Here is an 11,915-nt window from a genome sequence, read left to right as displayed (position 1 = left end):
TTCTCGTAGCGGGCGCTCCCCGTGATGAACGAGTGGTTGAACCAGGCGAAGAAGCGCTGGATCGGTCCGTGCGGCTTGGCGTCGGCGTGGTGATCGACGTCAGCGAGGCGCAACAGCGAGGCGCACAAGGCCGGTGTCAGCGTCATCGCGACGAAGACCGAGAGCAGCATCGAGGAAACGATGGTGATCGAGAACTGGCGGTAGATGACGCCGGTCGAGCCGCCGAAGAAGGCCATCGGGATGAACACCGCCGAGAGCACGAGCGCGATGCCGACCAGCGCGCCGGTGATTTCCTTCATTGACTCGCGCGTGGCCTCGCGCGCTTCCAGCCCGCGCTCGGTCATCAGGCGCTCGACGTTCTCGACGACGACGATCGCGTCGTCCACCAAGAGGCCGATGGCCAGTACCATGCCGAACATGGTCAGCGTGTTGATCGAGTAGCCGAACGCGGCGAGCACGCCGAAGGTACCGAGCAGGACGACCGGCACGGTGATCGCCGGTATCAGCGTCGCGCGCAGGTTCTGCATGAACAGGAACATCACGGCGACGACGAGCGCGACGGCTTCGATCAGCGTGATCGCCACCTCCTCGATCGACACCTTGACGAACGGCGTCGTGTCGTAGGGGATGATCGAGTGCATCTGGTTGGGGAAATACGGTTCGAGTTCCGCGATCTTGGCCTTGACGGCATCGGCGACGCCGAGCGCATTGGCGCCGGCCGCGAGGCGGATGCCCATGCCGGTCGTCGGCTTGCCGTTGAGGCGGCCGACGACCGAGTAGTTGTCGGCGCCGAGTTCGACGCGCGCGACGTCGGCCAGACGGATGATCGTGCCGTCGCTTGCCGACTTGATCACCACGTTCTCGAATTCTTCAACGGTCGTCAGGCGGCTGCGCGCCGAGATCGTCGCGTTGATCAACTGCTCCGATGGCGCCGGCAGGCCGCCGAGCTGGCCGGCTGAGACCTGCGTGTTCTGCGCGGTCAGCGCCGAGGTGATGTCGGACGGAATCAGCGCGTACTTCACCAGCTTGCCCGGATCGAGCCAGATGCGCATGGCGTAACCGGAGCCGAAGGTCTGCACTTCGCCGACGCCGTCGATACGGCTGATCACATCGACGAGGTTCGACGAAACGTAGTCGCCGATATCGACCGACGTTACGCTCGGGTCGTCGGAATACAGCGAGACGACGAGCAGGTTCTCCTCGCCGGACTTGGTGACGGTGACCCCCTGGCTCTGCACGGCCTGAGGCAGGCGTGACATCGCCTGCTGCACCTTGTTCTGCACCTGCATCAGCGCGATGTCGGAATCGGTGCCGGCGGTGAAGCTGAGCGTGACGCGGGCGCGGCCGCTCGACGTGCTGTTCGACGACATCGACTGCAGGCGGTCGAGTCCTTTCATCTGCTGCTCGATGACCTGCGTGACGGAATCCTCGACGGTCTTCGCCGACGCGCCGTTGTAGGTGGCAGAGACGGAGACTTGCGGCGGCGCGATGTCCGGGTATTGTTCGAGCGAGAGCTGATGGATCGACAGCGCGCCGCCGATCATGATCAGGATGGCGAGGACCCACGCGAAGATGGGTCGGTCGATAAAGAAGCGGGCCATGATGTTTCCTATTGAGAATCGTAGATGTAACTGATGACCGATCTACCGTTCGTGGTGAGCTTGTCCCCCAAGGGGATTTCCTTCGGGGCATCGAACCACAGACGGGCCCGAAGCGAGGGTACGCCGCCCTTCGACAGGCTCAGGGCGAACGGGAATGGAAAGCTGTCAGTCATTTTCATGAACCTCTATCGTTCGCGGCGACGGTGGTTGCAGCGGCCGAAACCTTCGTCTGCGCACCGTCGCTTGGCGTCGCGCCAGTGACGACCGGCACATCGACCACACGCACACTCTGACCCGGCCGCACCTTGCTGGAGCCTTCGACGACGACGCGCTCGCCGGCCTTCAGGCCGTCGGTCACGCGCCAGTTCGTGCCGATCGCTTCGGCGACCTCGACCTTGCGTTGCTCGACCTTGTTCTCCGGCGTCACCACCAGCGCCGTGGCCTTGCCGGTGTTGTCGCGGCCGATCGCCGGCTGCGGCACGAGCAGCGCTTCGGGGTCCGTGCCCTTGTCGAGACGCGCCCGCACATACATGCCGGGCATCAGCAGATGCTCGGGGTTCGGAACCAGCGCGCGCAAGGTCACGGCGCCGGTCGTCGTGTTGACGGTGACACCGGCGAACTGCAGCTTGCCTTCGTGTGCGTAGGTGCTGCCGTCCTCCAGCACGAGCTGGATGCGTGCGGCGTCGCCCTCGCTCTTGAGTGAGCCGCTGGCCAGCGCCTTGCGTAACTGAAGGACTTCAAGGCTCGACTGCGGGATATCGACGTAGATCGGATCGAGCTGCTGCACGGTCGTCAGCGCCGTCTCCTGATTCGCCGTGACGAGTGCGCCGGGCGTCACCGTCGAGGTTTCTGCGCGGCCGGCGATCGGCGACACGATGCGCGTGCGTTCGAGGTTGATCGTCGCCGTCTCCAGCGCCGCGCGCGCCGAGGCGACGTCGGCCTCGGCCTGCTGCAGCGCCGTCTGCGCGTCCTCGTTGTCCTGCTGGCTGATCGCCTCGATGGCGAACAGGTCGGCCTGCCGCTTCGCCTTTAGCCTCGCTGCCGCGGCGGTCGCTTCGGCGCGGGCCAGGCTGGCTTTCGCGCTGGCCTGCGCCGATTGATAGCTGGCCGGGTCGATCTGGTAGAGCAGATCGCCGGCTTTCACCATCGCGCCCTCGGTGAAGGCGCGCTTCTGCACGATGCCGCCGACCTGCGGCCGGATCTGCGCGACCATCTGCGCCGCCGTGCGTCCGGCGAGTTCGCTTTTCAGGGTTGTCGACTGCAGCGCCAGCGTGACGACGCCGACCTCCGGGTCTTTCGGCGCGGTGTTGACGGCCGACTGGCTGTCGTTGCAGCCGGCGAGGATGAGGCTGGAGGAGGCGAAAAGCAGCGCGAGCGAAGCGCGCAGCCGATGGCTGTGGAGAACGGGGGGCACGGGAAACTCCTTGCTGAATCGGGGATCGAATCGTTGGTGCGTCGCGTGCGTCTCGCGGGCCGAAGTGCCCGAAAACGACGAACGCATTCAAAGAAAACCGGGAACGATTCTCGATAAAAAGTGATTCAGAGGAATGTCAGCAGGCGTGACAGATATTTCAAACCGTTTCAGGTTTGATGTTCGCCGCGATTATTGAGTTTCGTAGTAGTGGCTGACAGCGCTCTACCGTTCGCCCTGAGCCTGTCGAAGGGCGGGATGCCCTCGCTTCAGACCCGTTCATGCTCTTCGGCAGGCTCAGGACAGGATTCGACAAGCTCACCACGAACGGTCGATAGGTCGTCAGTTACATCTACGATTCTCAATAGGCCCACGTATTGAGATTCCTTGTGGCGCCCCTCTCAGATGGACAATCCGGACTGGATGATTGTTACGATCGGTCGCCGCCCAGGCACTCGCGCAAAACATCACTCAGTTCCGGATGGCCGCCTACGCGACGAAGCAGCGTATCGAAGAATGGCCTGACAGGATCAAGCATCGCAGCCGGCGCTTCCTTGCCGGCGTCTCGGAGGGCGACGGGGTCTGTCTCGGCAAGCACTGCACCCAGGACCAACGCTTGTTGCTGATCCTTCGCCGCCTTTTCCGGGAAGCCGCTTCTCTGGGTGCTCGAATAGAGCTTGTGCCAGACAAACCGTGCTGCCTGAGGGAGGCGTATCGGAATGCACTGGTTTCCCGCCAGCATGGCACCGGGTTCCGTTTCATCCAGCAGATAGTCGTAGAAAGGTACGGCCTGCGCCGTCCATTGAAGCTCAGGGACGCTGACCGCAGCGCCCAGCACCGAGCCGGGTGCCAGAACGTCCACCCGAAGTCCTTGAACGCCGGGCAGTTTTACCGAAGTTGAAGGTGCTGACGATGGAAACCCCGGCACGGCCACAAAGGGCAAACCGGTGGCGTGCATGGTGTCCAGAAATGGTCGCAGGACACCCAGCCTCAGCTGCTGACGACGCGCCAGATCCACATCCAATGTCCGGGAGGCTACCGCAATGGCCCCGACTTCGTTCAGGCAGGCCATGTAGCCAAGTGTGCCCACCAGAACCAGGCCTGCGTCAAAAGCACGCTGGTTGTGAAGCTCCACGAGCACGCGGGCGACTGATTTGTCGGCCACCTGAAATCCCAGTTTGCGCAACGACGAGACCTGAATGGACGCCCACTCGCTGAACGCCATCCGTTCGCGCATTTCTTCCAGCGCTGCGGCATTGCCGTCCTTGCAGATCAGGTCTTCCTGCTGTTTCCCCGGAACGGGGTAATAGACGCGATACCAGTACGGATAACCCGTCCCGGAACGCAAAGCGAGCGAACCGGGCGTTCCCGGCAGCAAGTCACCAGCTGCGAGTGTTCGTTCCTTGAGCTCGGCATACTGAGTGCGGAAAGCCAACTCATGTTCACGAAATAATCTCGACTCCATAAATTACCCCATAGATTTTTGTTTTATGGGGTAATCGTACCACGCCGTGAAAATTACCCCATAACAGCAATTTTCGTGGGGTAACACTGGGTTCGTGGTAAGCGTCGCCTTTCCGGCATGTTCGTTGTGGTTGAAGTCAGAGGCTGTGAATAAATGCCGAAACACCCACCACAGAGGCACAGAGGCGCAGAGTTTTCGCAGAGAGAATCTTTGGAAACTGTGTTTTTCTCTGCGTTTCCTCTGCGCCTCTGTGCCTCTGTGGTCGGCTTTGAGTTTTTCCACAGACTCTGAGGTTTTGAGGTTGGCTCGAGTCGTGGCGCGGCGAGTTGAGTGTCCGGCCTGTCGTTCGAAATATTTGAACGATGTCATCAAGTTTCGAGAATCGCCGCCCGCGTGATTCCGCACACAATGACTTTCATCAACCAGGAGGTCTGTTCATGTTGACGCTTCGCAAATCCCGACACCGCGGTTACGCGGATCACGGTTGGCTCAAGAGCCGGCACTCGTTCTCATTTGCCGAGTACTACGACCCCGAGTATATGGGTTGGGGGAACCTGCGCGTCATCAATGAAGATCGTATCGATCCGGGCACCGGCTTCGGCAGTCACGGCCACCGAGACATGGAGATCGTCAGCTACGTGCTCTCGGGAGAGCTGGCACACCGGGACAGCATGGGCAACGTGGCGATGATCCCGCCGGGCGACGTTCAGCGCATGAGCGCCGGGAGCGGTGTACGGCATAGCGAATTCAATCATGCCGACGGCCTGGTCACCCATTTCCTGCAGATATGGATTCAGCCGGACGCGATTGGAATTGAACCCGGTTACGAGCAAAAGACCATTCCCGCCGTACAGAAACGGGGAAAGCTGCGGCTGATCGCGTCGCCCGATGGGGCGCAGGACTCGGTCGTCATCCATGCCGACGCCTCGCTCCATGCGGGCTTGTTCGAAGGCGACGAGCACGCCAGCCTGGCCATCGACCCCGCCCGTAAAGCGTATGTCCACCTTGTCCACGGAGAGCTTGAGGTGAATGGCCAGCAACTCAATGCGGGGGACGCGCTCATGTTCGAGAGCGAATCCGTGATTACGCTGTCCAATGGGCGCGCTGCCGAAGTGCTGGTATTCGATCTGGCCGCCTGAAAGTCCGCTGACTTGCTGTTTCTCCAAGCCGATGGATCGGCGCCAGCGGAGCAGCAATTCGTGACGCAGTTGCTATTCTTCAAGAACACCGCTGTTGTCGGCGGCTCATTGACGCTGGCCGTGCGGGGCACAGGTGGATGGCGTTGTGCAAAGCGTCGTTTTTCAACCGTAGCAAACACGCAAGTCCTTGCAGTTAACCCTGGAGAAACGTTATGTCCAAAGTCCTTGTTCTCTATTACTCGACCTACGGCCACATTGAAACCATGGCGCAGGCCATCGCGGAAGGCGCCCGCTCGGCGGGCTCCAGCGTTGATGTCAAGCGCGTCCCCGAGACGGTCCCGGAGGAGATCGCAAAGTCGGCACATTTCAAAATTGACCAGGCCGCCCCCGTCGCCACCGTCAATGACCTGGTCGATTACGATGCAATCATCGTCGGGTGTCCCACGCGCTTTGGCCGCATGCCCTCCCAGATGGCCAGTTTTCTCGATCAGGCGGGCGGGTTATGGGCTCGCGGCGCATTGAACGGCAAGGTGGGCGGGGCGTTCACGTCAACGGCCACCCAGCACGGCGGGCAGGAGGTCACGCTCTTCTCGGTCATTACCAACCTCATGCATTTCGGGATGACGATCGTCGGACTTCCCTACAGCTTCCAGGGGCAAATGGCGCTGGATGAAGTGGTCGGCGGAAGTCCCTACGGGGCGACCACGATTGCCGGCGGCCAGGGGCAGCGCCAGCCCAGCGCGATCGAACTCGATGGCGCACGCTATCAAGGCAAGCTCATTGCCGAAACTGCAAGTAAACTGTTCGGGTAATAAACGCCAACGACCCGGTCGTCATTGACGACAGCAGCAGTTCTTGCGGCAACCCTTGCGCCCGGCGTGTGAATGATGCGAGTCATTCATCGCCGGGCCGTCTTTGGGCGATAGGTATTCTGTTGGATGTGCGTTGCCTGACCCTGCGAACAGGATACTTGGAGACATCGATTGGAATCGATACATCAGCAATCAGCCTCTGAACCGTCGGCAAATCGGGAGACGCCGTCTCCTTTGGAATACGTCGGCGCCTGCAATCTCCCGACACCGTGGGCCGATTTTCGTTTGCACGGCTTTGTCGATCGCTTGACCGGCAAGGAGCATGTGGCAATGGCCCTGGGCGACATCGCCGATGGCGCGCCTGTCCTGACCCGGGTGCACTCGGAGTGTCTGACCGGCGATGGTTTGTTCAGCCAGCGCTGCGACTGCGGGGCGCAGCTGGAAACCGCCTTGCGGAATATCGCCGCGGAAGGTCGCGGCCTCCTGATCTACCTGCGTCAGGAAGGGCGGGGGATCGGGCTGGCCAACAAGATTCGGGCCTATCAGCTGCAGGATCGGGGAGCCGACACGGTCGAGGCCAATGAACGCCTGGGTTTCCCGGCGGATCTTCGGCTTTACGACGTATGCAAGCCGATTCTGGAAGTCCTGGGTGCAAATACCCTGCGGCTCATGACGAACAATCCGCGCAAGGTGTCGGCGCTGGAGCAGGCCGGGATCGTCGTCGAGGCGCGTATTCCCCTGATCGCGGGGCACAATGCATCGAACCGCCGTTACCTCGCCACCAAGAAAAGAAAACTCGGACACATGTTCGTTGGCCATGATCGCGAGGTCGCGTTTGCCGACAACGATTAGCGTTTCCTGCCGCAAGCGGATCGCCGGCATTTTTTCGGCCGGTTGAGCACAAAGGGCGGCCATGTCCTCGTACCGCGATGTGCTTACCCCGAGTTCGCTCGCCTTGCTTCAGTTGATAGCGGACACCGGCAGTTTCGCCGCGGCCGCGCGCGCGGCCAACATGGTCCCGAGCGCGCTCACGTACCGGGTTCGCCAGATCGAAGACGCGCTTGACGTCTTGCTGTTCGATCGAAGCTCCCGCCAGGCGCGATTGACGGACGCCGGCGCCGAACTCCTGCGCGAAGGCGCGCGGTTGCTGTCGGAAATCGACGCAGTGGCCAGCCGCGTCAAACGCGTCGCAACCGGCTGGGAGCCACAGCTCACGATCGCTGTCGACAGCATCGTGAATCGTGCAACGGTCATGGAACTTTGCACGGAATTCTTCCGTTTGAACCCGCCGACGCGGTTGAAACTGCGCAGTGAAACGCTATCGGGAACGCTCGAAGCCTTGACTTCGGGGCAAGCCGACCTCGCCGTTGGCGTCGTGATGGATGGCAGCACGAAGACGAATCTGCAGCGAAAACCGCTGGGAACGGTAAGTTTTGTCTTCGCGATGGCGCCTCATCATCCGTTGGCGCGCCTGCCCGAGCCGTTGTCGGACGAGGATATTCGCCAGCATCGCGCCGTCGCGATTGCCGATTCAAACCGGAACGGGGCGAGCCTGACGATTGGACTGCTGACCGGGCAGGACGTCTTCACCGTCGCCGACATGCCCGCCAAGATCGATGCGCAGCTGCGAGGGCTGGGCGCGGGATTCTTGCCAACCTGTCTCGCGCATTCCTACATCGACTCCGGCCGGCTGGTGGTCAAAAGCGTCGAGCGTGCGGAGCAACAGGTTCAAACCAGCTACGCCTGGCGCAAGAGCGGCAAAGCCGGTCCGGGCAAAGCGCTGCAATGGTGGCTCGACCAGCTGCAGGCCCCGGTAACGCGCTCGGCGTTATTGGGCGGAGTCTGCGGCGCGGCCTCGTCCTGAAGGTTGGCCGACGCCATCGTCTGAATCTGCTCGCGCGCTGGATAAGTCCCGTTCAGGGGCTTGTCTGGCGAACCCGCGATCACGGCACGCTTGTATCACCCGCTGTTCCGCAACCCCGCCGCAATCCCGTTGATCGACATGTGGATGCCGCGCTGGATGCGTTCGTCGCCTTCGCCGGAACGATGCCTCTGCAGCAGCTCGATCTGCAGGTGGTTGAGCGGGTCCATGTAGGGGAAGCGGGTACGGATCGAGCGCTTGAGCATCGGGTTGTCGGCGAGGAAGTCGTCGTGCTGCTCGATGGCGAGGAGGTGGCGGCGCGTACGCTCGAACTCGGCGCGGATGCGGCCGAAGATTTCGTCGCGCAATGCCCGGTCGCTCACCAGATCGGCGTAACGCGAGGCGATCACGAGGTCGGCCTTGGCCATCACCATGTCCATCGTCGACAGCAGCGTGCGGAAGAACGGCCAGGTGACGGTCATCCGGCGCAGCGTTTCCAGGCCGTCCGGGTTTTCCGCGAGCCAGGTTTCGATGGCGGTGCCGAAGCCGTACCAGCCCGGCAGCATCAGGCGGCACTGCGCCCAGCTGAAGACCCAGGGGATGGCGCGCAGGTCTTCGATACGGTCGGACGCCTTGCGAGAAGCCGGGCGGCTGCCGATGTTGAGACCGCCGATTTCCGAGATCGGCGTCGATTCACGGAAGAAGCGGTTGAAGCCTTCGGTTTCATAAACGAGGCCGCGATACGCCTGGAAGGCGAGTTCGGAGAGGCGCTCCATCACGGCGCGGTCGGCTTGCGGCTCGGTCTTGCCTTCGAGATCGATCAGCGTCGCTTCGAGCGTGGCGGCGGCGAGCGTTTCGAGGTTGCGCCGGCCGACTTCCGGGTTGGCGTACTTGGAGGCGATGACTTCGCCCTGCTCGGTGATGCGGATCTGGCCGGAGACGGCGCCGTCCGGCTGCGCGAGGATGGCGAGGTAGCTCGGCCCGCCGCCGCGCCCGACCGAGCCGCCGCGTCCATGGAAAAGGCGCAGGCGCACGCCGGCGTGCTCGAAGACGCGGGCGAGGTCGACCTCGGCCTTGTACAGCTCCCAGCCGGAGGTGAGAAAACCGCCGTCCTTGTTGCTGTCCGAGTAGCCGAGCATCACCTCCTGCTCGTCGCCGCGCGAGGTGACGAGTGCGCGATAGGCGGCCAGGCCAAACAGGCGCTGCATGATCGCCGGGCCGTTGCGCAGGTCGCCGATCGTTTCGAAGAGCGGGATGACGTTCATTGCCAGTGACGGCGATTCTTCGGGCGCCGAGGCCGGCTTCAGCAGGCCGGCTTCCTTGAGCAGCAGGGCGACTTCGAGCAGGTCGGAGGCGCCGTCGGTCTTCGAGATGATGGCGTTGGGCAGCGCGGCGGCGCCATAACGAGCGCGCAGTTCGCGCGCGGCGAAGAATATGGCCAGTTCGCCTTGGGTTTCTTCCGAATAGTCGATGTGCGGCGAGTAGAGCGGGCGCGGGCTGGCGATCTCCTCGGCGAGCAGCGCGATGCGCGCATCTTCGCTGAGCGCCGCGTAGGCGCTGGGTTCGATGCGTCCGGCGCGGGCGAGCAGTTCGCCGACGGTGCGTTCGTGGACTTCCGAGTTCTGGCGCAGGTCGATCGGCGCCAGGTGGAAGCCGAACACCTGCACCGCACGCAACACGCGTTGCAGGCGGCCGCTGACGATCAGCGCCGCGCCTTGCTGCGAGAGCGATTCGGCGATCAGCGCGAGGTCGCCGTAGAGTTCGTCGGCCGAGGCGTAGGGCGGCGCGTCGCCGACCGCGTGGCGCAGCGCGGCGTGCTGACCGAGCGCCTTGGCCGTGGCTTCGAGGCGCGCGTAGATGCCGGTCAGCGCGCGCCGGTATGGCTCGTCGGCGCGGTGCGGCGAGGCGTCGGGCGAACGCGCGGCGAGTTCGGCCATGGCCGGCGATACGGGATGCAGGAAGTGCGAGAGCGGGAGTTCCGCGCCGAGCGTGTGGATCTCGGTGAGGTAGAAGTCGAGCGCGGCGGTCGATTGCAGGTGCAGCGCCGTTCTCAACACGTCGGCGGTGACGAAGGGATTGCCGTCGCGGTCGCCGCCGATCCAGCTGCCGACGCGGAAGAAGGGCGGCAGTTTCCAGTCCTCGCCCGGGAAGCGCCTGGCCAGCGCCTCCTGCAGCTGCCCGTAGAGGCGCGGCACTTCGGCAAAGAAGGTGTCGTCGTAGAAGCTGATGCCGTTCTTGACCTCGTCGACGACGGCCAGCCGGGTCGGGCGCAACATGCGCGTGCGCCACAGGCGGAGCACGGCGCGGCGCAGCGCCAGGTCGTTCTCCTCGGCTTCCTCGGGGGTGAGTTGCAGGCGGTCGCGCTGGTCGAGCAGGCCGGCGATCTCGTGCTGGCACTGCAGGATGCACTTGCGCGAGACCTCGGTCGGGTGCGCGGTGAGCACCGGCGAGACGAGCGCGTGGTCGAAGAAGTCGTGCAGCTTCGCGGCCGGCAACCCGGCTTCCTGAATGCGGTCGAGCGCCTTCTGCAGGGTGCCGTCGCGCGGCGCCGAGCCGGCCCGCGCATGGAAGCGCCGGCGCCGGATGTGGTGCTGGTCCTCGGCGATGTTGGCCAGATGCAGGAAGTAGCTGAAGGCGCGGACGACCGAGATCATCGTGTCGCGCGGCAGTTCGTCGAGCACCGCTTCGAGTTCGGCGCGCGCCGCCGGGTCGACCTCGCGCGCCGGGTTCTGGTTCAGCGCGACGGAGGTCTGCCGGATGCGTTCGACGGCGGCGAAGATGTCGTCGCCCTCCTGTTCGCGCACGGTATCGCCGAGCAGGCGGCCGAGCAGGCGGGTGTCTTCACGGAGCGGGAGGTCTTTGTCGTGGGTGGGCATGGGGCTTTGAATCAGGGAGGTTGGGTGCAAGGTGAGGCCTAGCGTCAAGGCAGCAAGATCGTTGATTAGTTCCGACTATGGCCGGGGCCAGGGCATCGTAGCCGCGATTTGCTTGAGCACGTATCCATAAAACAAAACATATGAAAAGCGGTGTGCGTTTAATTGGAAATTATGCGTTCGTGGCGTGACAATGATCATGCTCCCCCTGCTAATGGAGGTGGTAATCATTGAACATTGAACAGTGCTGAAAGGAGGTCTCTCATGCGGCATTACCCATCGGACAGTCCTGAAGCCATGACGCGGGTCGTGGCGCTGGCGTTGTTGGCGAACGGTGCAATCGATCCCGGCGAACTTGAAGTGCTCAAGGGGAGTTCGTACTGCTTTCGCCTGCGGCTTGACCCCTGCCGTTTCGAGCAGATCGTCGACGAGTTCTGCGACGACCTGCTGGCCTGCGGCAAGCGCAAGCCGACCGGCCAGTACGATTTGAGCGACGAGTGCGTGCGGAGTCTGCTTGGCGACATCAAGAACCCGGCGTTGCGCCAGCTGGCGCTTGCCATGATGCTCGACATCATCAGCAGCGATGGCGTTCTTGTCAGCGAAGAAACGTCTTTGATTGCTCAGGTCGTCGATTGCTGGAAGCTCGGATATCGTACCTATCGCACCGTCAGTGCAAAGCGCGGCGTTGAGGCCAGCCGGGACAACTGGCAAGCGCAGTACCGGCACGCCGAATCGCGCTTCTGAGCGGCTCGT

At 63.1% G+C, this 11,915-nt stretch carries 10 protein-coding genes; 5 read left to right on the top strand and 5 right to left on the bottom strand.

Features of this window, described 5'->3' with window-relative positions:
* From KBA32_RS06125 to KBA32_RS06110, 4 genes are all read right to left on the bottom strand, one after another.
* A partial coding sequence (locus KBA32_RS06125) for an efflux RND transporter permease subunit (protein WP_294356538.1) occupies window positions 1-1,601 on the bottom strand: 1,601 nt, incomplete at its 3' end.
* A gap of 8 nt (window positions 1,602-1,609) precedes the next feature.
* Complete coding sequence (locus KBA32_RS06120) at window positions 1,610-1,780, bottom strand: hypothetical protein (protein ID WP_294356536.1); 171 nt, start codon at window positions 1,778-1,780, stop codon at window positions 1,610-1,612.
* Window positions 1,777-3,015, bottom strand: coding sequence for an efflux RND transporter periplasmic adaptor subunit (locus KBA32_RS06115; protein WP_294356535.1), 1,239 nt, complete (start codon window positions 3,013-3,015; stop codon window positions 1,777-1,779). The genes KBA32_RS06120 and KBA32_RS06115 overlap by 4 nt, the downstream gene beginning before the upstream one ends.
* A 427-nt stretch (window positions 3,016-3,442) precedes the next feature.
* The gene (locus KBA32_RS06110) at window positions 3,443-4,477 is read right to left on the bottom strand and encodes a GSU2403 family nucleotidyltransferase fold protein (RefSeq protein ID WP_294356533.1); all 1,035 of its coding nucleotides are present in this window, start codon (window positions 4,475-4,477) and stop codon (window positions 3,443-3,445) included.
* Window positions 4,478-4,914: 437 nt separating this feature from the next.
* Between KBA32_RS06110 and KBA32_RS06105 the strand changes: the two genes are divergently transcribed.
* From KBA32_RS06105 to KBA32_RS06090, 4 genes are all read left to right on the top strand, one after another.
* On the top strand, window positions 4,915-5,616 hold the full coding sequence (locus KBA32_RS06105; RefSeq protein ID WP_294356531.1) for a pirin family protein: 702 nt from the start codon (window positions 4,915-4,917) through the stop codon (window positions 5,614-5,616).
* 212 nt (window positions 5,617-5,828) lie between these two features.
* Window positions 5,829-6,428 (top strand): NAD(P)H:quinone oxidoreductase, encoded by a 600-nt coding sequence (gene wrbA / locus KBA32_RS06100; RefSeq protein ID WP_294356529.1) that lies wholly within the window; start codon window positions 5,829-5,831, stop codon window positions 6,426-6,428.
* A gap of 180 nt (window positions 6,429-6,608) precedes the next feature.
* Entirely contained in the window at window positions 6,609-7,280 is a 672-nt protein-coding gene (gene ribA / locus KBA32_RS06095; protein ID WP_367113753.1) for a GTP cyclohydrolase II, read from the top strand.
* Window positions 7,281-7,341: 61 nt separating this feature from the next.
* Window positions 7,342-8,292: a LysR family transcriptional regulator gene (locus KBA32_RS06090; protein WP_294356525.1), complete on the top strand. Its 951-nt coding sequence runs from the start codon at window positions 7,342-7,344 to the stop codon at window positions 8,290-8,292.
* Between the two features lie 95 nt (window positions 8,293-8,387).
* On the opposite strand, the gene ppc is transcribed toward KBA32_RS06090, so the two are convergent.
* The gene (gene ppc / locus KBA32_RS06085; protein WP_294356523.1) at window positions 8,388-11,165 is read right to left on the bottom strand and encodes a phosphoenolpyruvate carboxylase; all 2,778 of its coding nucleotides are present in this window, start codon (window positions 11,163-11,165) and stop codon (window positions 8,388-8,390) included.
* Between the two features lie 261 nt (window positions 11,166-11,426).
* Here ppc and KBA32_RS06080 point away from each other — a divergent pair, with 261 nt between their 5' ends.
* Complete coding sequence (locus KBA32_RS06080) at window positions 11,427-11,906, top strand: hypothetical protein (RefSeq protein ID WP_294356520.1); 480 nt, start codon at window positions 11,427-11,429, stop codon at window positions 11,904-11,906.
* Window positions 11,907-11,915 lie beyond the last annotated feature (9 nt).

The sequence above is a fragment of the Propionivibrio sp. genome (genome assembly GCF_017995515.1).
In the GTDB taxonomy this organism is placed as follows: domain Bacteria; phylum Pseudomonadota; class Gammaproteobacteria; order Burkholderiales; family Rhodocyclaceae; genus Propionivibrio.
Note: the sequence above shows the minus strand (reverse complement) of the source record. Positions and strands in the feature narration are given on the sequence as shown.